At 36.7% G+C, this 22,803-nt stretch carries 18 protein-coding genes; 13 read left to right on the plus strand and 5 right to left on the minus strand.

Translation table 11 applies throughout. The features are described from left to right. Nucleotides 1–26: 26 nt before the first annotated feature. On the minus strand, nucleotides 27–236 hold the full coding sequence (locus AC4BB5_RS02940; protein ID WP_490457929.1) for a hypothetical protein: 210 nt from the start codon (nucleotides 234–236) through the stop codon (nucleotides 27–29). A gap of 404 nt (nucleotides 237–640) precedes the next feature. On the opposite strand from AC4BB5_RS02940, the gene cls reads away from it, so the two are divergent. Both cls and AC4BB5_RS02950 read left to right on the plus strand, forming a co-directional pair. Next, a complete protein-coding gene (gene cls, locus AC4BB5_RS02945; RefSeq protein ID WP_490457930.1) occupies nucleotides 641–2,137 on the plus strand; it encodes a cardiolipin synthase in 1,497 nt (498 codons plus the stop codon). 97 nt (nucleotides 2,138–2,234) lie between these two features. After that, nucleotides 2,235–3,716 (plus strand): AcpB/EbpR/MafR family transcriptional regulator, encoded by a 1,482-nt coding sequence (locus AC4BB5_RS02950; protein ID WP_490457931.1) that lies wholly within the window; start codon nucleotides 2,235–2,237, stop codon nucleotides 3,714–3,716. Between the two features lie 65 nt (nucleotides 3,717–3,781). On the opposite strand, the gene AC4BB5_RS02955 is transcribed toward AC4BB5_RS02950, so the two are convergent. From AC4BB5_RS02955 to AC4BB5_RS02965, 3 genes are read right to left on the minus strand one after another with little or no spacing between them, the layout of a single operon-like run. Then, on the minus strand, nucleotides 3,782–4,927 hold the full coding sequence (locus AC4BB5_RS02955) for an ArgE/DapE family deacylase (RefSeq protein WP_490457932.1): 1,146 nt from the start codon (nucleotides 4,925–4,927) through the stop codon (nucleotides 3,782–3,784). Nucleotides 4,928–4,940: 13 nt separating this feature from the next. After that, nucleotides 4,941–6,341 (minus strand): MFS transporter, encoded by a 1,401-nt coding sequence (locus AC4BB5_RS02960; RefSeq protein WP_490457933.1) that lies wholly within the window; start codon nucleotides 6,339–6,341, stop codon nucleotides 4,941–4,943. A 2-nt stretch (nucleotides 6,342–6,343) separates the two neighbouring features. Further along, on the minus strand, nucleotides 6,344–7,540 hold the full coding sequence (locus tag AC4BB5_RS02965; protein ID WP_490457934.1) for a M20 family metallopeptidase: 1,197 nt from the start codon (nucleotides 7,538–7,540) through the stop codon (nucleotides 6,344–6,346). A 187-nt stretch (nucleotides 7,541–7,727) separates the two neighbouring features. Here AC4BB5_RS02965 and AC4BB5_RS02970 point away from each other — a divergent pair, with 187 nt between their 5' ends. Continuing rightward, nucleotides 7,728–10,064 (plus strand): helix-turn-helix domain-containing protein, encoded by a 2,337-nt coding sequence (locus AC4BB5_RS02970; RefSeq protein ID WP_490457935.1) that lies wholly within the window; start codon nucleotides 7,728–7,730, stop codon nucleotides 10,062–10,064. An 83-nt stretch (nucleotides 10,065–10,147) separates the two neighbouring features. Then, a complete protein-coding gene (locus tag AC4BB5_RS02975; protein WP_490457936.1) occupies nucleotides 10,148–10,621 on the plus strand; it encodes a glutathione peroxidase in 474 nt (157 codons plus the stop codon). 135 nt (nucleotides 10,622–10,756) lie between these two features. On the opposite strand, the gene AC4BB5_RS02980 is transcribed toward AC4BB5_RS02975, so the two are convergent. Beyond that, entirely contained in the window at nucleotides 10,757–10,843 is an 87-nt protein-coding gene (locus tag AC4BB5_RS02980; RefSeq protein WP_490459020.1) for a type I toxin-antitoxin system Fst family toxin, read from the minus strand. A 283-nt stretch (nucleotides 10,844–11,126) separates the two neighbouring features. On the opposite strand from AC4BB5_RS02980, the gene kdpF reads away from it, so the two are divergent. From kdpF to AC4BB5_RS03025, 9 genes are all read left to right on the plus strand, one after another. Next, entirely contained in the window at nucleotides 11,127–11,207 is an 81-nt protein-coding gene (gene kdpF / locus AC4BB5_RS02985; protein WP_069635352.1) for a K(+)-transporting ATPase subunit F, read from the plus strand. After that, on the plus strand, nucleotides 11,204–12,886 hold the full coding sequence (gene kdpA / locus AC4BB5_RS02990; RefSeq protein WP_490457937.1) for a potassium-transporting ATPase subunit KdpA: 1,683 nt from the start codon (nucleotides 11,204–11,206) through the stop codon (nucleotides 12,884–12,886). The genes kdpF and kdpA overlap by 4 nt, the downstream gene beginning before the upstream one ends. Before the next feature lie 19 nt (nucleotides 12,887–12,905). Then, nucleotides 12,906–14,966 (plus strand): potassium-transporting ATPase subunit KdpB, encoded by a 2,061-nt coding sequence (gene kdpB, locus AC4BB5_RS02995; protein WP_490457938.1) that lies wholly within the window; start codon nucleotides 12,906–12,908, stop codon nucleotides 14,964–14,966. A 430-nt stretch (nucleotides 14,967–15,396) separates the two neighbouring features. Further along, on the plus strand, nucleotides 15,397–15,927 hold the full coding sequence (locus AC4BB5_RS03000; protein ID WP_490457939.1) for a potassium-transporting ATPase subunit C: 531 nt from the start codon (nucleotides 15,397–15,399) through the stop codon (nucleotides 15,925–15,927). Nucleotides 15,928–16,011: 84 nt separating this feature from the next. Further along, nucleotides 16,012–18,672: a DUF4118 domain-containing protein gene (locus tag AC4BB5_RS03005; RefSeq protein ID WP_490457940.1), complete on the plus strand. Its 2,661-nt coding sequence runs from the start codon at nucleotides 16,012–16,014 to the stop codon at nucleotides 18,670–18,672. Further along, nucleotides 18,672–19,355, plus strand: coding sequence for a response regulator transcription factor (locus tag AC4BB5_RS03010; RefSeq protein WP_490457941.1), 684 nt, complete (start codon nucleotides 18,672–18,674; stop codon nucleotides 19,353–19,355). The genes AC4BB5_RS03005 and AC4BB5_RS03010 overlap by 1 nt, the downstream gene beginning before the upstream one ends. Nucleotides 19,356–19,388: 33 nt before the next feature. Further along, nucleotides 19,389–20,507: a glycerate kinase gene (locus AC4BB5_RS03015; protein ID WP_490457942.1), complete on the plus strand. Its 1,119-nt coding sequence runs from the start codon at nucleotides 19,389–19,391 to the stop codon at nucleotides 20,505–20,507. 221 nt (nucleotides 20,508–20,728) lie between these two features. Next, nucleotides 20,729–21,409, plus strand: a complete 681-nt coding sequence (locus AC4BB5_RS03020; RefSeq protein ID WP_490457943.1) for an ABC transporter ATP-binding protein — start codon at nucleotides 20,729–20,731, stop codon at nucleotides 21,407–21,409. Then, nucleotides 21,410–22,693: an ABC transporter permease gene (locus AC4BB5_RS03025; protein WP_490457944.1), complete on the plus strand. Its 1,284-nt coding sequence runs from the start codon at nucleotides 21,410–21,412 to the stop codon at nucleotides 22,691–22,693. It begins immediately after the preceding gene. Nucleotides 22,694–22,803: the final 110 nt, after the last annotated feature.

Below are 22,803 nucleotides of genomic sequence, written 5' to 3' on the forward strand. Positions count from 1 at the left end.
AAACATCCTTTCGTATTTATGAATTTTTACTCTGTGGCCATCCAAACTTCTTCAACCAACTTGATTTGATGTAACTTAAAATCTTGTAACAAAGAAATACGACAAATGATTTTTTCCATTGCAACCTCTTCATTTGATTCCATAGAAACAAATTGTTTTGCAATCGTCTCACCATGTTTATTCAATAGCACGGCTTCAAAAAGGTATCCGTAAGAAAAGTACTGCTCTATTTTCATGTTTAAACCTCCCTTAATATAAGAACGTAATGAGTTTGTTTAACTCTGGAAAAATAGGAAAATAGGAAAATAGGATGTATTTTTTTTAGTAGCATCCATTTTAGTTTTCTTGTTCTCTATATCACAAATTTATCATGGAAAGTTATGAAATTGAATGGCAAAAAAAGTATTGAATTGACATTTTTTGACATTATTATATTTTATTCCTGTTAAAAATCAATAACCACAGGGGACCAATGATAGATGTGGGATATATCTGGCAATATTTTCCTTTAAAATGAAAAAAACGCCTGTATTATTATATTTTAATCCGCTATTATAATGAATAAATGGTCTTTGTTTATAAAAAAAATCCAATGTTTTGTATAATGTTGATAAAATATTTTTTTTTAGAGGGGATAATCATGAATCGAACAGTGCGGCAGTTTTGTATTATTTTGTTTGTTACAGTATTCACATTAGGTGTGGTTTTCATATTTTTTCCGAAGTTTATTTTGTTTATTTTTACAATATTTGAACTGATGTCCATTTTATTAAGTATTTACATCGTCTTTAGAAGAACTGATGTAACCAGTGTTAAAGTTGCTTGGGTTCTTACGTTGTATTTTATTCCAATTGTCGGACTATTTTTATATCTTTTCTTTGGACGCAAGAATCTAAAAAGCAATACGGTTCAAAAGAGAGAGCAAGAGGCATTGAGTTACTACGTTCAGAATTTAGATACGAAGAATCTTGAAACATTAAGTAGTTTAGAAGAAAAAAATGAACGTTTGTCTGGAAAAGCGGTGTTAGGTGGGAATCAGTTTGAAGTACTAACGGATGGGGAAGAGACGTTTACTGCGATTTTCGCTGCATTAAATAAGGCGGAGCATCATATACATTTGTTTTATTTTATTATCAAAGAGGATGAGCTTGCTGATACATTAAGAAAAATCTTGATAAGGAAGGCCTCTGAAGGTGTACAGGTACGTTTTGCTGTTGATGGATTAGGTTCAATAAAATTATCAGATGAGTATTTGGATTCTTTGAAAGCGGCCCAGATAGAAGTAGAAATTTTTAATCCGATTCGATCGTTTTATCATATTGCTAGGGCGAATTGGCGTAATCATAGAAAAGTGATTGTTATTGATGGAAAGGTTGGATTCACAGGAGGCTTAAATATTGGAAATGAATATTTAGGGATTACATCGAGGTTTTCTCATTGGCGGGATACACATTTGCAAGTAACAGGACCGTTAGTCATACAACTTCAGGAGACTTTCTTGTATGATTGGTTGTACATGAAAAACCACCCAGGAAATGCAAGTGAGTTTATGATAGAAAGTTATTTTCCTATTATTGATGTAGGAAATGATGAGGGACAAGTGGTTTATGGAGGGCCTTACGATCAAGAACGAGTTGTTCGAGATGTTCTTTTTAATTTGATCGATTCAGCGGCAGAAAAAATTTATATCGCAAGTCCTTATTTTGTTCCAGATGATGAAATGCTGGCTTTACTAAGAAGAGTAGCTCGTAATGGAGTCAAGGTGGAGATAATTATCCCAGGAAAAGGTGATCGGAAACTTTCTTATTATGGAAATGATTTCTACTTAGATGATCTAGTTAGTGCTGGGATTCATGTTTACAAGTATGATACTACAGCCTTTTTACACTGTAAAATAATGATTATTGATGATAAAGTTGCTACGATTGGTTCAACGAATTTTGATATTCGTAGTTTTGACATCAATCATGAAGTGTCTGCTATTTTATATAGCGGTCAAGCAATTCAAACATTAACAAATGATTTTAAAAAGGACCAAATAAATGCCAAAAAAATAACTGTACATGAATTAGCACAAAGAGGTACTTGGAAAAAAATCAAAGGGAAAATCTGCGGACTATTTGCACCACTTTTATAGTGGAAAGAGTCGTATCAAGCGTTTTTTTAAAGCGCACATGCTATACTGTTACTAAATATTGCGAGTAAAATGAACGGCACACTAAAGGGGGAAAAGTATGCGGAAATTGTATATAGATTTAGTGACTGACAAAAAAGCAATACGATTGATTCATTTGATTTATTTTTTGGCCGATACTTCTGATTTATTGACAATGGAAGACGTTGCAACGAACTTAGGTGTGACCAAAAAGACGTTAAAAAGTGACCTAACACTGCTACAAGAATACAGCCCAGTGATCGATGGGTTTGTACAAGTGAAAAAGGAAACAATCATTTTTAATAGAGATAGCACCTACACAATTGAAGAGGTCTTATCAGACATTATTGACCAGCAGCCGCTCTTTACACTATTGAGTGCTCTTTTAGATGGCGAAGAGTATTCGATCGAAACTTGGTGTGAGCGCATTTGGCTATCAGAACGTACATTGAGACGTTATTTACCTAGTCTGACTGAAGTGTTGGAACGATACAACCTAACCTTACAATTATCGCCTTTTCTAGCTTTGGTTGGTGACGAAGCAAATATTCGGTATCTCTATTTCGATTATATGAGTCAACGAGGCTGGAGAGAAGAAGATATTCATTTAGATACGATGGTTCAAAAATTTTATTATGAATTTCAAGAAGCATTTTTGAAGAAGTATCAAAGAGTTTTGACTCTTGATGCTAATCGGGCGAAGTTATGGCATCATGTGATTTTACAAAGAGTCAACAAGTATCTGTACATGCCAAAAAAACAAAATCCTGAACAAAAATACCCTATGACGGAACGCTTTGAAGTGTTTTCTGAAATCTATGATCAATTGATGAAAAAGTATTTTTCAATAGTTAACTTACCTTATGAAGAGCTTGTCTATGCTTATGTAATAACATTAGCGAGTGTGATTTATTTACCTCCTGAAGGAGAAATTTATTCAATCAATTTGACCCGGAAATCTAATTATGATAACAAATATAATTCTATCTTTGATTTTGAAGGAACGATTCCTCTTGATTCTTTAAAAAGTGAAGAGATGTATCATTGCGTGAATTCATTCTTGGAAAACATTAGCTTATTATCTAGAGTGACACCGCTATTTCAAAGAAATTCATTTGAATTGAATCAGTATGCAAAAACAGAGTTTCCGGAGATTTATCAATCTTGTTTGACTAAATTAAAACAAGTCCAATTAGCACACGATGCGCGATTGGTGTATCCAGAAGATGTAGCAACTAACCTAAGTTTGCTTTTTAGTTCATATTTAATCGATACGACGATCGAAAATAATAAAAAGATTCTTTTAAGTATTTCTGGAGAAGCTTGTTACGTTCAGCATTTGATTGCGCTTTTAAAAAAAAGAATTCCTGGAAATTTTGATATTGTTTGGATTTTTAATGAAAAAATTACAGAAGAGTATACTAAAAAAGAAGGAATCGATGTGATTATTTATAATCATGTGATGTTAGTACCGATTGAAAGCTGTTTGAATATTAAAGTTTCACAGTTTCCAGCAACTGGTGAGTTGGAAAGATTGACGAAAAAGCTATTTGAGCTTTGAAGTAACATCGGAAGTTAGAAAAAAGCCAAAATGAACGTTAATATGTTCATTTCGGCTTTTTTCGTTTAGTTTAAAAATTCTTTTGCAATCCTCTCATTAATCGTAATCATTTGATAAAAATCATTAATATTAACGAACTCATTAGGTTGATGTGCATATTTTGTTTCACCTGGACCTAAGATTAAAATTGGAAACTCTTTTTTGACACGTCCAAATTGAGAACCGTCGGTATAACCAGTCATACCGAATGTATTCGCTGTTTCACCGGTAACCTCTGAAACGACTTTTTGTGTTAAGACAGTGAATGGGTCATCAAGCTCAGTTTTCATTGATGGTAAATCATTGATGAACTCGATCTCTGCTTTAAAATCTGGTACTGTTGCTGTTAATTTATCTAACATGTCTTTGAATTGTTGCTTTAATTCAGAGTGATCTTGTGCTTTGATTGTGCGAATATCGATTTCGACTGTACATTTATCTGGAACGACGTTCGTTCCATTGCCGCCATTGATAATATCTAGGCTGGAAGTCGATGCGCCCACTAATTCGTCTACAGATTGAGAGAAATCAAACGTTTCTTTAAAGGCATTTAAAACTAAAAGCATATGCTCAATTGCATTTACACCTTGGTCTGGCATTGAGCCGTGAGCTGTTTTTCCGTAAGTTGTGATGCGAGGCCATAAAGCCCCTTTGTGAGCCACACCAATCTCAACATTTGTAGGTTCACCGATTACTAATGCATCTAAATCATCTGCATAGCCTTTGTCGACTAATTGACCAGAACCAATCGCGCTAGTTTCTTCACCTACAGTAGCTAACAGTTTTACTGTTCCTTTGAAATTAGAGCCAGTTTCTTTTAACCGGATCATCGCAACCACAGCGGCAATCAGCCCAGATTTCATATCGCAAGTTCCACGACCATAAAGTAGTCCATCTTTTTCAGTTGCTGCAAAAGGATCTTCATCCCAAGGGATTTCGCCTACAGGAACGACATCCATATGTCCAGAAAAACCTAAGACAGGACCTGCCTCATTTCCTGTTAGTGTTGCAACTAATTGATTTCGCCCAGCGCTATATTCTACTTGTTCGCAAGGGATACCATATTTCTCAAATAGAGCTTGTAGTTTATCCGCAACCAATTTTTCTTTTCCTAAAATACTTTTGATTTGAACGACTTCTTTTAATAAATCTAACGCTTCTTGATTATTCATAGATGTTCTCTCCTTATACTTGTTTTTCTTTTGGGATAATGAATACGATTGAACCTAAGGCTAAAACGCAGAAAAGAATATTTGTCAGTAAGCCAAATGTTGCGCCTTGTGTATAATTTCCACTAGCACTAAATCCATTATAAACAGCAGCTGAAATGGCCACGCCTAATGCTCCGCCAAGAGAACTGGCCATTTTATAAATTCCAGAAGCCACACCAGCTTTTTCATTTGGTACACTGGAAATTGCTGTATCTGTGGAAGGTGTTGCATACATTCCTAGACCCATTCCAAACAAACTATAGCCAATAAAAACTAATACAAAGTATGCAGATCCTGTAACCATTGTTAAAGCCATCAAACCAACACCTGTACCAGAAAGAATTGTTCCCCATAACATTGGTTTTTTTGCACCAATCGTTTGTAATAACTTTTCACCGATTCGAATCGTAATTAATACTAGACATAAGTAACCAATCGATAACATCCCTGTTTTAGCGGAAGAAAGACCACGTCCTTGTTGGACATAAGTATTGATTACGATTAAAGTACCGGCAACAGCATTTAGTAAGAAATTAGAAATCGTTGCACCAAGGTAGCCGCGATTTTCAAACAAAGAAAACTCAACGAAACTATTATCGCTTGCTTGTTCTACTTTATAAAATACAACCAATCCAATGATGACTACTGCAGCTAAAATCAGTACGATCGGATTTGTCCAACCTAATTCGGATCCTTTAGAAACGACAACGTTTAAGGCAACCATTGAAACGATGAATAAAAGCAAGCCAATTGAATCGAATTTACTATTACTATCGCTGGTGACCTTACTTTCTGGTGTACCAAAAATTAATAATGCACTACAAATCGAAACGATGATTGAAAAGATAAAGACATAACGCCATCCTAAAGAACTGGCAACGGCCCCACCGAAGAAAGAACATAAACCAGAACCACCCCAAGAACCAATTGACCAATAACTTAATGCACGTTGGCGATCTTTGCCATCATAATAGGTTTTGACTAATGCCATAGTGGCAGGCATGATACAAGCAGCTGATAATCCTTGTAAAATTCGACCGCCGATAAATAAAACAGGTCCGTGTGCAATCACTAATGCTCCTGAACCAATAACACTTAAAATAAGTCCAATATAAGTTAATTTCATTCTACCTAGCTTATCCGCTAAGCCACCAGCCACAACGATAAAGATACCCGAGAATAAACCTGTCATGGAAATTCCTATGTTTAAAACGCCAGATGACACGCCTAAGTCACTTTGGACAGCTGGCGCCATATTCAGTAAAGATTGAGCAAACAACCAATAGGTCAAAACACTTAAGACGATTCCTATCAGTAATTTGTTTGTTCCTTTATATGTTGCAGCATTTGCTGCTGTATGTGTTGTTGCTTTCATGATTAAACTCCTTCAAATAAATAATGTAAAACTGCTGCACCCATTGATTTGGCAGCGATCAATAAACAATCTTCATCAATATAAAATTTTGGATGATGATGTGGATACATTGGTGTTCCTTCTTTATGAGCACCCACGAAAAAGAAACAACTTGGACGTTCTTTCGCGTAATAAGCAAAATCTTCAGAAGGAGTTTGTGGACCACATTCGATCAATTGCTTAACTTCTGGTATTTTAGCTTCAGATAAGGCTTTCGCGACCATTTCGGTGGTTTTTTGATCATTGACACAAACTGGATAATCATTGGCATAATCAAGTTCATAGCTGATGCCAAATGTTCGGCAGATACCATCCAAAATTTGCTTAAATTCTTTTTCAACGATCGCACGTGTTTCTTCTTTCATAATCCGCACGTCACCTTCAAGAGTCACCGAGTCTTTGATGACATTAGCAGAACCTTTACCATCAAATGAACCAATCGTAACTGTTGCGGTATCAAATGGATCAATTCGACGGCTAACGATGGTTTGGACTGCTGTCACAAATTGAGAAGCCGCTACAATCGTATCATTAGCATCTTGTGGTGTTGAACCATGACCTCCTCTTCCTTGCATGATGACTTTGAATGTTGCGCGACCTGTATGAACAGGACCTGGATGGTAAAGGACATCACCAAGCGGCATCAAGCTCATTACGTGAATCCCCAAAACATGATCCACCCCATCTAAACAGCCAGCTTCGATCATGCCTTTTGCACCACCAGGCGGTACTTCTTCTGCTGGTTGATGGATCACACGAATCGTTCCAGCTAATTGATCTTTTAACTCAATCAGTGAATCAGCTAAAATCATCATGTATGCTGTATGTCCATCATGTCCGCAAGCATGCATGACACCAGCTGTTTTTGATGAGAAGGGAAGACCTGTATCTTCTTGGATCGGCAAAGCATCAAAGTCTGCTCTAATCGCTAGAACAGGTCCTTTTTTTCCACCGTGAATGTCGACTAAAATACCATTACCACCGCCAACTTTTGTTCGAATAGTACAGTCTTTTCCAGCATAAAAATCTGCAATATAGTTTGCTGTTTCTGTTTCATGAAAAGATAGTTCTGGATTCTCATGAAAATGTCGGCGAATCTCGATCATGTCTGCTTCTTTTTCTTCAAGTTTCATAAATAATTGTGTACGTAAATCCTCCATTTAAAACGCTCCTTTCAAATACAATACATATTCTATGCTTAATTAAAAACTTCACAATGCTAGAAGTTTCCAAATTTCAGAAGTCACTTTTAGACTATGCGGTTTGGAAATTAAAAGTATATTTAACGAACGATATTTTCTTGTTTGAGTGTTATAATAAGAAAAAGATAAAAAAAGAGGGAAGAAAATGATTGTAAATGAAAATTATAAGATTAATTATCGGCAGTTAGAAATAGAAGAAAGTGTTTTCTGTAAAGAAACAACTATTTTGATTGTCTTAAAAGGAAGCATGTATATAACAATAGATGAAGCGACTGATCAAGTAAGACCAGGAGAATTAGTCGTTATCAATACAGGGGATTACTATCTTTTGAGCTCTGATAAGGTACAAAGTTGCTCCTATTTAGAATTGAGTATCAATAGCGTGTTCTTTGCTGCTCAATTTCCTGCTTTTTTCTATACTCATTTTGATTGTAGACCTATTCAAAAAGAACATGGAAAAATGCATGCAATCGCTGCTTTAAGAAGGCAAGTTGCTGAATTATGTTTAGTCGAATTTAGCGATGACCCATCAAAGAGACTTAAAATCACTTTATTTTTGACTCAAATCATTTTGTCGCTTGTTCATCATTTTCAAAAAGAAGAAGTTACGGAGTACCATCTTTCTGATAATCAAAAATTAAGAGAGATTTTAGAGTATATCGAAGAACATTATCACGAAGGTATCTTATTATCTAATACAGCAGAACAATTTTTTATGTCTGAATCGTCTCTATCAAAATTTTTCAAGAGGGAAACAGGGGATTATTTTTCTCATTATGTTCGTACGATTTGTGTGAAACACAGTTTATCAGAACTTTTGTATACAAAAAAAAGTATCGAGCAAATTGCTTTAGACAATGGGTTTAGTAATAGTAAAACTTACCGTCAGCATTTTAAAAAAATATTTAACGATTCTCCAACAAGTTACCGTTTATCCCACTTAGCTCAGACTAAGGCTCCTACAAAAATCAAATATGAAGTTAAAGCAACCAAACTTCAAATTAAAGAAATCTTAGTTCCTTTATACAGCTATATTCAAACAGGATTAGAAGAAGCTCGGCCTTCAGAACTATCGTTGAAGACGAAACAGCTCCACATCACAACAGAACATTCTGAGTCGGACTATTTAAAAAAAGATATCATCATTCATGTTGGTTCATGGGAAATGTTGGCTTCAAAAAAAATCCAAACTGAAATTCTGGATATAAAAAAGCAAATTGGGATCAAGTATATTAGTATTCAATCGTTGTTTACACAAATTCCTTTATCCGTGCAGATACATCAAGAAGCCGCCATGAATTCTTTTCCTGCATTTGAACAATGGGACTGTATTCTGACATTTTTAGAAGAGGCTCATTTGGATATTTTTTTTCAATTGTCACTTGTAGAATTTAAACAGTTAAGTGTTAGAGTAAAAGAGATCTGTCGCAATTTTTTTCAACATGTTCAAAATCAGTTTGGCACCAAAATGACCGAGCAATGGAAGATAAATTGTCTATTTAAAGGTCAAAGCCTTGCTGAATATTATCCAGTGTTTTTAGAAGTGAAAAACAGCTTATTTGAGATTTCTCCTAAACTAGCGATAGGTGCAGAAATTCCGTTGCCCGATCCTTTTTTTGAACAAAAGAATCCTGAACAAACTCGATTTTTTTGTGAGACGATTGCGGCAAATTGTGAATTTTTGTCCTTTTCTGCCGAACCTAATTATGTGTTTCAAAATTTAGACAGTACCTTCCCAGATTTAAAAAATTATCACCAATATGTGTTGAATAAAACCTTACACATCAAGCATATTTTAAAAGAGTATGACATTAAGCTGCCGCTTTATCTTACTGAATGGAACACATTGACGGGAATGACTAGAAATAGCAATGGAACCTTCTTTAGAGGTGCAATTATTTTAAAAGAGCTTTTGATGTTGGATGTTTTAGTATCTGGAGTTGGTTTTTGGCTGAATATCGAGTTATATGAGAAGCAAACACAAGAGCGACCATTAAAAAATGATGGCTTGGAGCTATTTCATTTTTATAGTGGGAAAAGACCTGTCTATTTTTGTTTGTGGTTAGCTAGAAGGATGGGAGGTACGATTTTAGCGCAAGGCGAAGATTATCTGCTGACCGCAATTGATGGGAAGTATCAGTTGTTATTGTTTAATGCAAATTATTTTGATCCCCATCTTTCTTCAGAAGAAGCATTTCTTGAGAGTCAAGCAGTGACCTTTGAAATTGAATTAGCAGGGATTAAATCAGCACATTATCAAATCAAACAGATTGATTTTAATCGACATAATGGAGCGTTATTTTACACGTATGAAGAGTTTCGTAATGCTGAAGCCCTTGATTTAGAGACCCAAAAATATGTTGTCGCTAGTACGAGACCAAAGATCAAAGTCTTTGATACGCAAGTTGATCAGAACTTTAACTATTATGTGACGCTAGATACAAATAGCATTGTGCTACTAGAATTGACGCCGATTTTGTGATCACTCAAAGGTCGTTTCCTTGACGGAAATCCTTCTACTGGCTAGTATTTAGTTAGACAGAAAACTGGAGAGGAAGAAGCAAAATGAGTATTTATAATTATCAAATGAAAACGACAAATGGTGAGACTGTTTCAATGGAAGAGTATCAAGGAAAAGTGCTTTTGATCGTAAATACAGCGACAGGTTGTGGGTTTACACCTCAGTATGAAGGCTTAGAAGAGTTATATAAAAAATATCGTACGCAAGGGTTAGAAATTTTAGATTTTCCTTGTAATCAATTTGGGCATCAAGCGCCTGGAACAAATCAAGAAATAAGTGATTTTTGTCAGTTGACCTATCAAACGACTTTTCAAACGTTTGGGAAAATCGATGTGAATGGAGAGAATGCGGATCCATTGTATGATTTTTTGAAAGGTGAAAAAGGTGGGCTTTTAGGTGGAGCGATCAAATGGAACTTTACCAAGTTTTTAGTCGATCGTGAGGGCCGTGTCGTAAAACGTTTTGCATCGACTGTGGAACCAGAAAAAATTGCCGGCGATATTGAAAAACTATTGTAAGAAATACTTTTTTGTTCTTGATATCAAGGATTGTCTCATGATATAATGATGTTGCTAAGAAAAAACATAAAGAGTAAGCCCTTGGAGAGTCGGATCTCCAGGGGCTTTTTGTGGCTAATGGCGCCTTATTTTCTGTTACTTCCTGTATTTGTTATTTAGCCAATGCTTAAATAACGCAATCAAGATTCCTACAAGAAGTGGACAGATAAACGCTAAAAACATAAAGAGGACACCTCCGTTCAGTCGCAAGACTGTAAGATAGGCGACAAATTAAAATACGCTTTATTGGGTGAAACTCTATTATTTTAATGACTTGAAGTTAGTAGATAGTTGTTATGCATAACAAAAATGCTGGAAGTCAGTGATCTAAAAGCTGCGCTAAAATACTTTTTAGGGGCGTTTTCTTCATGTATAAAGATTGTATAAAGAAACAGCCTCAACTTTAACACTATCTTTATACGGAATTTGATATCATACTTTTATCAAATGAAGGAGAGGAATTTTGATGACGATTATTTCCGGAATTATTGCAGCATTACTGCTAATTTATTTATTCTATGAACTATTTTGGGGGGATCAACAGTGAGCGCTATTTTTATTCAACAAGCTATCTTTTTTATTGTATTGATCGGTTTAGCGATTCCGCTAGGCTTTTATATTCATAAAGTGATGACAGGTCAAAAAACGCTATTGACCAAAATCATCAATCCAATCGAAGAAAAAATTTATCAGTTTTTAGGAACACCAGCCCAAAAAGAAATGAATGCAAAACAATATAGTTTTAGTGTGTTGTTTTTTAGTGTTTTCTCTTTGATATTGTTAATAGCGATGATGATGGGACAACAGTTTTTACCGTTAAATCCAGAAAAACTTCCCGGTACTAGCTTTTCATTAGCATTTAACACGGCGGCAAGTTTTGTGACGAATACGAACTGGCAGGCATATGCTGGAGAAGATACTTTGTCGATCTTTACGCAAGCTTTCGGATTGACTGTCCAAAACTTTGTATCAGCGGCAGTCGGAATTGCTGTATTGTTTGTTTTATTAAGAGGTTTTACAAACCGAACAACAAAATATATTGGAAACTTCTGGCAAGATTTAACAAGAATCACTTTATATATTTTATTGCCACTTTCATTTATTGTTTCGTTGATCTTGATTTCTCAAGGAGTGGTTCAAACATTTGCTGGTTCAGTTGAAACCACAAGTTTAGAGCTCGGACAAAAAATCTTTTTACCTTTAGGAACTGTTGCCAGCCAGGTCGCAATCAAACAATTAGGGACTAACGGTGGTGGTTTTTATGGTGGGAACTCAACGTATCCTTTTGAAAATCCCAATTTGATCAGCAATTTTGTGGAAAACATTTCGATTTTATTGATCCCAGCTGCTTTGATTGTAGCATTCGGCTTGTACGTTAAAGAGTGGAAACAAGGCAGAACGATCATGATCGTTTCACTTGGCTTTTTAATTGCTGCAATGATCGGTGTGACTTTGAGTGAATATTACGGACCGCAGTTTAATCATGTACTTGGACAAATGAACTTAGAAGGAAAAGAAATGCGTTTTGGTATTGGTTGGTCTAGTCTGTGGGCGGTTAGTACGACAGCGGCTTCCAATGGTTCAATCAATGCGATGTTAGATAGTTTTATGCCTTTAGGTGGGCTGATTCCAATGTTCTTGATGCAACTAGGTGAGATTATTTTTGGTGGGACAGGAAGTGGCTTGTATGGAATGATTGCGTTTATTCTATTAGCGATTTTTATTGCAGGTTTACTTGTTGGACGGACACCAGAGTATTTAGGGAAAAAAATCGAGCCTTTTGATATGAAGATGGTTTGTTTAGTCATTTTAACACCGCTTCTTTTAACATTACTTGGGACAATGTTATTCATTTTAAATCCACAAGCAATGAGTTGGTTGACGAATACAGGTCCGCATGCCTTTTCAGAAGTTCTCTATGGTTTTTCTTCTCTGGCCAATAACAATGGGAGTGCCTTTGCAGGATTGGCGGCAGATACAACGTTCTTGAATATGCTAGGTGGTACGATTATGATTCTTTCTCGTTTTATTCCAATGCTAGCAATCATTTATCTTGCTGCTAATTTAGGGAAAAAGAAAATCGTGGCAACTGGCTCAGGAACACTTTCAACTACCAATGCAACATTTGTGACAATGCTGATCATTGTGATTTTAGTTATTGGGGCATTGAGCTTCTTACCAGCAATGGCATTGGGTCCAATTGCGGAACATTTCATTACAAAATAAGTAAAAGAAGGGGATTCTTTTGAAAAATACGCAAAACAAGCGCAATGTTTATATGGATGCTTTTAAATCTTCTTTTAAAAAACTTGTGCCAAACATTCAAGTTAAAAATCCAGTGATGCTGGTGGTTTATACAGGAGCAATTTTAACAACGATTCTTTATGTTCTAACATTTTTTGGCTACACAGATGCGAACCCGTTCTTTATTTTAGCGATTGCCATCATTTTATGGCTGACGATTTTATTTGCTAACTTTGCTGAAGCAATTGCGGAAGGACGAGGAAAAGCGCAAGCAGAAAGTTTAAAACAAGCCAAAAAAGATGTCACTGCACATAAAGTTGATTCTTTAGAGGATGCAAAAAATCAAAAATTTACACAAATCAAATCGTCCGAACTGAAAAAAGGTGATCTTGTCTATGTAGCTGTTAATGAACAAATCCCAATGGATGGTGATGTGATCGATGGAGCGGCTTCTGTAGATGAAAGTGCGATCACAGGAGAATCAGCACCAGTGATTCGTGAATCTGGTGGAGACCGCAGTGCCGTAACAGGCGGGACAACGGTTGTTTCAGATTATCTTGTGATTAAAGTTACCGCTGAAAATGGTGAATCCTTCTTAGATAAAATGATTTCAATGGTTGAAGGAACAGAACGGAAGAAAACACCGAATGAAATTGGCTTACAAATTATTTTGATTATGTTAACGATTATTTTCTTAGTCGTTTCGGCAACATTACTACCGTTCACGAAATTCTCAAGCGAGCTGGTGGGGACAGGTTCAGCGTTATCTCTAACCGTGATCATTGCTTTACTTGTTTGTTTAGCACCTACTACGATTGGAGCGTTGGTTTCTTCTATTGGGATAGCCGGAATGAGCCGTTTGAACAAAGAGAATGTTATTGCAATGAGTGGGCGTGCAATCGAAGCGGCTGGCGATGTCGACATTTTGTTATTGGATAAAACAGGAACCATAACATTAGGAAACCGCCGTGCTAGCGAATTTATCCCAGTGACTGGTGTTAAAGAATACGACTTAGCAGATGCAGCTCAACTTTCTTCTTTAGCGGATGAAACAGCTGAGGGACGGAGTATCGTAATTTTAGCGAAAGAGAAATTTGATATCCGTGGTCGAGAATTAAATGATGTTGAAGTCGAATTCATCGAATTTACAGCAAAAACAAGAATGAGCGGTATCAACTATCAAGGGGATGAAATCCGTAAAGGCGCCGCAGATACCATGAAGAACTATGTGGAAGAAAACGGTAGTCTATATCCAGAAGAATGTGATGCAATTGTTCAACGAGTAGCCAATGAAGGTGGAACACCGTTAGTAGTAGTTAAAAACAACCAAGTTTTCGGCGTGATCTATTTAAAAGATATCGTGAAAAATGGTGTAAAAGAAAAATTCGATGATATGCGTAAAATGGGAATCAAAACTATTATGATCACAGGAGATAACCCGATGACTGCAGCTGCAATTGCAGCAGAAGCCGGCGTGGATGATTTCTTAGCAGAAGCAACGCCAGAAAATAAAATGAGCTTGATTCGTGAGTATCAAGAAAAAGGGCACCTTGTTGCAATGACTGGAGATGGTACTAATGATGCGCCAGCTTTAGCACAAGCAGATGTGGCGGTGGCGATGAATACAGGTACACAAGCAGCCAAAGAAGCAGGGAATATGATCGATCTAGATTCAAGTCCAACCAAATTGATCAGCATCGTAAAAATCGGTAAACAATTATTGATGACGCGCGGTGCTTTGACTACCTTTAGTATTGCTAATGATATTGCAAAATACTTTGCGATCATCCCAGTGTTGTTTTTTAGTATTTATCCTGCATTGGATGCGTTGAACATCATGAGGTTAACTAGCCCAACTACTGCGATCTTGTCAGCGATCATCTATAATGCATTTATTATTGTAGCCTTGATTCCATTGGCTCTAAAAGGCGTTTCATATAAAGAAAAACCAGCTAGTCAGATTTTACGCCACAATTTATTGGTATATGGATTGGGTGGTGTCGTGGCACCATTTATCGCAATCAAATTGATCGACATTTTCTTGACATTGATTTTATATTAATTGCGTTGAAATATAAGATCTCCAGAAAAACTATGAGTTATTACACGTTTAAATTATCGAAATAACGGGCTAGTTTTTCGGAAAAAAGATAAAATCTGATTGTGGCTAAAAGCGCCACACTGTGATTTTCCTATTTTTCTGTCAGAACTAAACGAGCCCATTACACTTTTAGATTATCCAGTTTCATGGGCTAGTTCTTCGGAAAAAAGATAAAATCTGATTGTGGCTAAAAGCCCACACTGTGATTTTCCTATTTTTCTGTCAGAGCTAAACGAGCCCATTACACTTTTAGATTATCCAGTTTCATGGGCTAGTTCTTCGGAAAAAAGATAAAATCTGATTGTGGCTAAAAGCGCCACACTGTGATTTTCCTATTTTTCTGTCAGAACTAAACGAGCCCATTACACTTTTAGATTAGGAGAGAAGAACAGTGAAAAAAATTATGATTGCATCATTAAAAAGTATCCTTGTATTTACTTTACTGTGTGGTGTAGTTTATACAGTTGCAGTCACACTTGTTGGACAAGTTGTCTTTTCAGCTCAAGCCAACGGCAGTTTAGTCAAAAAGCAAGAAGCTGGAAAAACCGTTGTGATTGGATCTAAATTGATTGGACAAGAATTTGTTGGAGAAGGATATCTTCATGGACGGCCAACTGAGGTGAGTCAATTATCACCTGTTTCAGAAGAACAAAAAGAACGTGTTGAAAAACGAGTCGAAAAAATTGATGCAAAGGATATTCCCGTTGATTTAGTGACTGCTTCAGCTAGTGGTGTTGATCCTGAAATTTCAGTTGAAGGGGCTTATTTTCAAAGTGAGCGAATCGCTACAGCCAGAAATATGAAAAAAGAGGATGTCCGTGCTATAATCAAACAAAACATTATCGGCATGAAAATCGGCGGGATCACGTCACAACGGGTGAATGTGTTAGGCGTTAATCAAATGCTGGATGAGTCTGAATAAACGGTGGGATCAGAAGCAACTCCTTCTTAGTTCTCGGAGTTAAACACTTCTGTCCCAGCCTAGAAATAAAGGATGGAACGATAAGTGGAAGAAGAACGTTTAGATCCAGAACAACTTTTAGCAAAATGGAAGAAGAACGAACAAAGCCTGAGGTCTGGTAGACTGAAGGTTTTCTTCGGTTATGCGGCAGGTGTAGGGAAAACTTATGCGATGCTCAAAGAAGCGCATGAGCAACAAGTAGAAGGTAAAAATGTATTGATTGGTTATGTGGAGCCGCATGCACGCCCTGAAACACAGGCGTTGGTGAATGGTTTACCTACTTTACTTACAAAAACATATGAGTATAAAGGAATCCAGATTAATGAATTTGATGTGGACGCGGCACTGAAAGAAAAACCGGATATTATTTTGGTAGATGAATTGGCACATACAAATGCTATCGGCGCTAGAAATAGAAAAAGATATCAAGATATCGAAGAACTATTAAAAGCTGGTATTGATGTGTATACAACAGTTAATGTGCAACATATCGAAAGTTTGAATGATGTTGTGGAACAAGTGACAGGTGTTCATATCTCGGAAACAGTTCCAGATACATTTTTTGAAACGAGCTCGTTGAAAGTTGTCGATATTGAAACTGAAGAATTATTGGATCGATTGAAACAAGGAAAGATTTACCACTCTGAAAATGCTAGAAAAGCGATGGCAAACTTCTTTACATCGGATAATTTAACATTATTGAGAGGTCTTGCCATTCGTAAAGCTTCAGATCATATCAACACAACGAATCAACAAGAAACGCAAAAAAGTACAGGAATCCACTCTAAACTACTAACGATCATTGATGAAAAAAATCCAGATATGACAAAAAAATGTTTACGTTGGACTGCTCGTTTAGCGCAAGCTTTAGGGACAGAATGGATTGCCTTAGAAATTTTGGAGGACACATCTGAACATGCTGAATCCGAAAATTCAAAATTGGCGACAAAACTAGGTGGTGAAGTCGTTACTTTAGAAAGTGATAATCAACGAGAGACGATTGTTCAATATGTGAAAATGCGTGGTGTTACTGATTTAGTGATGGGAAAAGTCATTAAGAGGTCTCGTTTTCTTCGCTTATATCGCCCGGATTTAGAAGATGAGCTAGTCGCGTTTATTCCAGATGTAGATATCCATCTAGTGCCGTACCAATCTAGTAAATACTTATTGAATAAATATGCGACAAAGAAAAAGAATTTGAAGAGTATTTTCACATGGCAAGATTTTTACATGACATGCGGTTTGTTAACAGTTGCTACAATCCTTTCTGAATTAGGCTCTTATTTTCGTATTGGGGATCAAAATTTGATTTTGATCTATATTCTTTTTGTATTGCTAGTCGCTCGATTGACAACTGGATATCTTTGGGCGGCGCTGGCGTCGATTGCCAGTGTTTTGATGTTTAATTGGTTTTTTGTGGAACCGTTATACTCGTTGACAGTTTACAAACAGGGATATCCAGTTACTTTGGTCTTTATGTTGTTAGTGGCTTTATTAGTTAGTAATCTAATGATGCAGATCAAAAAACAAGCATTTTATGCCATGAAACGAGAGCATCAATTAGAAATTCTGTATGAGCTGAATAAAAAGTATCTAGTTACCCATGATCAAAAAGAGATTTTGACAACGACTGCTGAATATCTATCGAATATGCTAGACCGAGAAGTCGTATTATATGGGGAAGAAGAACTCAAAAATCCTTCTGGTGCGCCGATTAAAGGACCGCTTAGAAGTTTAGAGGAATTAGCTGTAGCCAATTGGGTCTTTGTCAATCAAAAAGAAGCGGGGTATGGAACCGACACACTGATGGGGGCAAAAGCGCTCTACTTGCCAGTTTTATCAAATGGTGTGACTCTAGCTGTTATTGGGATTGAAAAAAGTAAAGATAACCCAATCACAGATGAAATCATAACGTTTATTGAACTGATTTCTACACAACTTTCTTTAGCGATAGAACAAAATAACTTGACTTCAGAACGCCAACAAATTCTATTTGAAAATGAAAAAGAACGAATGCGTGGGAACTTATTACGTGCTATTTCTCATGACTTAAGAACGCCATTGACAGGTATTTCAGGATCTGTCGAAACGATTTTGAATGACCATGAAGCTACTAAATTACCAGAAGAAACAAAACGAAAATTATTGGTAGGCATCAAAGAGGATGCTGATTGGCTGATTCGGATGGTTGAAAATTTATTGTCAATCACGCGTATCAATGAAGAAACAATGAAAGTTGCCAAAAGTAAAGAAGCAGCTGAAGAAGTCGTATCGTCAGCTATTCAGCGTATCAAAAAAAGTTATCCAGAAAGCGAAATCAGCGTTACACTACCAGACGAATTTATTATGGTTCCAATGGATTCGATTTTGATCGAGCAGGTGTTATTCAATTTGATGGAAAATGCAATTCGTCATTCAAATTGTCACTCGCCTATCTTTGTGACTGTTACAGCGACTACTAAAGATGTGACATTTGAAGTGGCCGATCAGGGAAAAGGGTTGACTGGAGAGCAGATCAAATTGCTGTTTGATGGCATGAGTAAACAAAATACACCTGTTGACTCTAAAAGTGGTATGGGGATTGGCTTATCTATCGTGAAAACAATCATCATGGCTCATGACGGTACACTTAATGCGGCGAACCGACCACAAGGTGGTGCAGTATTTACCTTTACTTTACCATTGGAAAGAAAGGAGCCAAAATAATGGCAACAATTTTGATTATTGAAGATGATAATGTGATTGCTGAATTTATGGGAGCCGTGCTGGAAAAAGAAAAACATGATATCCGTTTAGCTTATTCAGCATTAGAAGGTCTGTCTATGTTTCGTATGTGGCCAGCTGATTTGATTTTACTGGATTTAGGTTTACCAGACCAAGATGGAATCGAAGTGTTGAAAAAAATCAGAGAAACATCACCTGTACCGATCATCATTATTTCCGCTCGTGATCACGAAGACAATAAAGTCGAAGCGCTAGATTTGGGAGCAGATGACTATATTACAAAACCATTCGGTACACCAGAATTACTTGCCAGAATTAGAACAGCGCTAAGACATGCTACAAATGGAGCAACCTCAACGGAAGTAAAGAAAATAATCAACGGCAAATTATGTATCGATATTGAACATCATACCGTAAGTAAAGAAGGGCGAGTGATTCATTTAACGCCGAATGAATATAAAATCATTCAAGTTCTTGCTGAAAATGTTGGGAAAGTATTGACGCATACGTATATTTCTCAAAAAGTTTGGGGACCGTACAGTAATGAAAGCCAAACACTGAGAGTGAATATGTCGAATATCCGTAAAAAAATCGAAGACAATCCAGTCGAACCGGAATATATTATGACGGAAATCGGGATTGGTTATCGCATGTTGGAGAAATAGATAAGCACATCATTCTAGAAAAGAGGCGCAAAAATGAAGATATTGACAGCAATAGATTCTATGAAAGGCTCTTTAAGTAGTATGGAAGCGAACCAAATTATTGCCGATACTTTTACGACAGAGGGCCATCAAGTTGAGCAAGTAGCAATAGCTGACGGTGGTGAAGGAACGGTTGAGGCTGTTATAAAAAATAATAATGGTCAAAAAGTTGCAGCACATGTTCAAGCACTGGATGGGGAAACAATCGTGGCTCATTTTGGTTGGTTTGAATCAGAAAAATTAGCGGTCATCGAATCTGCTGCTGCTTCTGGCATTCAATTTTTAAATGGAACAGCAGCGACACATCCTAAACACACCTCTTCTTATGGAACAGGGCAGTTGATCTTATCTGCAATCGATCATGGCGCGAAAACGATTATCATTGGTTTAGGTGGAACTGGCACAGTAGATGGTGGTGTGGGATTACTGAACGCATTAGGGGTTGAATTTTTTGATAGCGAGCATCGAAAATTGCCAGCTAAAGGTAGTGCACTAGCCAATATTTCTAGCGTTTCAAAAGAACGACTAGACCTTAGAGTACAACAAATCGATTTTCAGATTGCCGCAGATGTTCAAAGCCCTTTAACAGGACCTAACGGAGCAGTTAAAATGTTTGGGCAACAAAAAGGACTTGCTAAATCAGAATTAGAGGACTATGAACTGGCCATGAAACACTACCAAACTTTGATAGCAAAAGACGAGACTTCTGTTCCAGGAGATGGCGCTGCTGGAGGACTTGGTTTTGCAATCAGAACTTTTTTGAACGGTACTTCTCGTTCAGGATTTGACTTTATTTCAGAACAGACGAGGCTAGAAACGTTGATCCAACAAGTGGATTTAGTAGTCACGGGTGAAGGGAAAATGGATAATCAAAGTCTGCAAGGAAAAGTGCCAGTGGGGATCGCTAGAATCGCTCAAAAAAATGGAATTCCGGTGATTGCTTTTGTTGGTAGCTTTTCAGGAGATGAGCCACTCTTTTATGACGAAGGAATCACCGTGATCATTCCGATTATTGATCACATTATGACGTTGGAAGAAGCGTTGGATCAAGCTGGTGATAACTTGAGAAGAGCTTCGAAGCGGACCATGCGTTTAGTCACGTTAATAAAATAATTAAAAAACAAGATTATTTGGTTTCGGCAGCCAGATTATCTTGTTTTTTTCTGTAAACGTTTTTTTGACTTAAGTCTAACAAAGAGATAGGTCTTAAGTACCATGACAAAGAAGGCAATTTCCTGCAAAATGAATAAGTGTAGAAGGGAGTAAAATGAAAATAGGGTGGATAATAATTATATAACAAAAAGTAAGAGAATAGAATTAGTGGAGGGGAAAACATGTCTGTAATTGAAGCAAGAAATATAAAGAAAAGTTATGGCCGTAATGAATCAAAATTTGATGCATTAAAAGGCGTGAATTTAAAAATTGAAGAAGGTGAATCTGTTGCGATCATCGGTAAAAGTGGATCTGGTAAATCTACATTCATGCACATTTTAGCATTATTAGATAAGCCAACTTCAGGAGAAATTTTATTAAATAATCAGAATGTAACAAGCATTGGTAAAAAAGAATTAGATAAAACCAGAAACAAACAGTTCGGTTTTGTGTTCCAGCAATTTTTTATGAATTCTAAAGATACGGTTTTAAATAATGTGATGTTACCGCTAAAAATTGGTGGTATTTCTAATAATAAACGCAAAGAAATGGCGCTTGAAGCACTAAAAGCAGTTGAATTAGATGATAAAACCAACAATAAAGCCAACAACTTATCTGGTGGTCAAAAACAGAGAGTTTGTATCGCTCGTGCGCTGGTCAATAATCCTAAGATCATTTTTGCAGATGAACCGACAGGAAATTTAGATTCCACAACGGGTGAGAAGATTGAGCAGCTGTTATTTGATTTGAATAAAGAAAAAGGGATCACTCTGATTATCGTCACTCATGATCCAGAACTCGCGGCACGCTGTGATCGACAAATCCATGTGCGTGACGGATTAATTGTGGGAGGGAACGAGTAGATGAAATTTAGTGATATTTTAAAATCAGCCAGTTCAAATTTAATGCGCAATAAAGGGCGGACGATTTTAACCATCGTAGCCATTTTTATAGGAGCATTTACCATTTCATTGACAACAGGTGTGAATATTGGAGTTAATGATTATATTGATAAACAGGTCGGAAGCGTTGGAGGGCAAAATCAAATTATGATCCAGCCAAAAATGACTGGAGGACCTAGTGAAGATGGCGAACCTCAAAAATATGATGAAAATAAAAAAACAAGCTCAATGCAGCAACAAGAAGCCTTAGATAGCAAAGATCTTGATAAAATCAAAGAGATCAAAGGGATCAAAAACGCAGAAGCAATGAAATCTGTTTCGACAACATATATTTCAGGGAAAAACAATGAAAAATATGTCTTTTCAGGAATGCCGATGGTTGAAGAATTAAATGTAGATCTTGAAGCAGGGAAAGGGCTTGAGCAAAATAGTACAGAATTCCAAATCAATTTAGCACCAGAATATGTGAAATCATTAGGCTATAAATCAAGTGAAGAAGCAATTGGTAAAACTGTCAAAATCGCCATACCTTCTGCTGCTACTGGAGAAGAAAAATTAGTAGAAGCTACCATAGTTGGTGTACGTAATACTAGCTTGATCCAAGGTGGCATGTCTTTATTGAACCGTTCGCTTGTTGATGAAATTTCAAAAATCAATGAAGAAGGTTTACCAGAAACGATGACTGGGCAATATGGATTAATCATGGGTGAAATGAGCAAAGATGTCACAAAAACAGAAATAGCTGACGTGAAAGAGCGTTTGGATAAAGCTGGCTATATGGGGCAAACAGTTGAAGACCAAATCGGCATGATCAGAAACGTGATCAATGCGATTACAGGTGTTCTAACGATGTTTGGTGCTATTGCGTTATTAGCGGCAAGTTTTGGAATCATCAACACATTGTACATGTCAGTACAAGAACGTACAAGAGAAATCGGCTTGATGAAAGCGATGGGCTTAAGCAGTGGAAAAGTCTTTACGATTTTCAGTGTAGAAGCGGCGTTGATTGGATTCTTAGGTTCCCTTTTAGGTATTTTAGGAGCAGTCGGCGCAGGTGCGTTGATCAATCAAATCGCAGCTGATTCATTCTTGGAATCATTGACAGGCTTTACCTTGATTCAATTTTCAGCTTCTTCCTCTGCTGTAATCATTTTGGTAATTATGGGAATCGCATTCCTTGCAGGAACATTGCCAGCACGTAGAGCAGCGAAATTGGATCCGATTGAATCATTACGTTATGAATAAGCGTTAAACTATAAGCTTGGGACGTAAGTCCTAACGAAAAATCCAGATATCAGTCAAATTGATTGGCATCTGGATTATTTTTTTGTACAAAAATAAGAACACCTTTGCTA

This window comes from Enterococcus sp. AMC1252 (assembly GCF_058216515.1).

What these genes read in the sequence shown, in the direction of transcription:
- AC4BB5_RS03015 (WP_490457942.1), top strand. Translation starts at nt 19,389, where the DNA reads ATGAAGATATTGACAGCAATAGATTCTATGAAAGGCTCTTTAAGTAGT.
- kdpF (WP_069635352.1), top strand. Translation starts at nt 11,127, where the DNA reads ATGACGATTATTTCCGGAATTATTGCAGCATTACTGCTAATTTATTTA.
- AC4BB5_RS02940 (WP_490457929.1), bottom strand. Translation starts at nt 236, where the DNA reads ATGAAAATAGAGCAGTACTTTTCTTACGGATACCTTTTTGAAGCCGTG.
- AC4BB5_RS02950 (WP_490457931.1), top strand. Translation starts at nt 2,235, where the DNA reads ATGCGGAAATTGTATATAGATTTAGTGACTGACAAAAAAGCAATACGA.
- AC4BB5_RS02955 (WP_490457932.1), bottom strand. Translation starts at nt 4,927, where the DNA reads ATGAATAATCAAGAAGCGTTAGATTTATTAAAAGAAGTCGTTCAAATC.
- AC4BB5_RS03025 (WP_490457944.1), top strand. Translation starts at nt 21,410, where the DNA reads ATGAAATTTAGTGATATTTTAAAATCAGCCAGTTCAAATTTAATGCGC.
- AC4BB5_RS02960 (WP_490457933.1), bottom strand. Translation starts at nt 6,341, where the DNA reads ATGAAAGCAACAACACATACAGCAGCAAATGCTGCAACATATAAAGGA.
- AC4BB5_RS03020 (WP_490457943.1), top strand. Translation starts at nt 20,729, where the DNA reads ATGTCTGTAATTGAAGCAAGAAATATAAAGAAAAGTTATGGCCGTAAT.
- AC4BB5_RS02975 (WP_490457936.1), top strand. Translation starts at nt 10,148, where the DNA reads ATGAGTATTTATAATTATCAAATGAAAACGACAAATGGTGAGACTGTT.
- AC4BB5_RS02970 (WP_490457935.1), top strand. Translation starts at nt 7,728, where the DNA reads ATGATTGTAAATGAAAATTATAAGATTAATTATCGGCAGTTAGAAATA.
- cls (WP_490457930.1), top strand. Translation starts at nt 641, where the DNA reads ATGAATCGAACAGTGCGGCAGTTTTGTATTATTTTGTTTGTTACAGTA.
- AC4BB5_RS03010 (WP_490457941.1), top strand. Translation starts at nt 18,672, where the DNA reads ATGGCAACAATTTTGATTATTGAAGATGATAATGTGATTGCTGAATTT.
- AC4BB5_RS02965 (WP_490457934.1), bottom strand. Translation starts at nt 7,540, where the DNA reads ATGGAGGATTTACGTACACAATTATTTATGAAACTTGAAGAAAAAGAA.
- AC4BB5_RS02980 (WP_490459020.1), bottom strand. Translation starts at nt 10,843, where the DNA reads ATGTTTTTAGCGTTTATCTGTCCACTTCTTGTAGGAATCTTGATTGCG.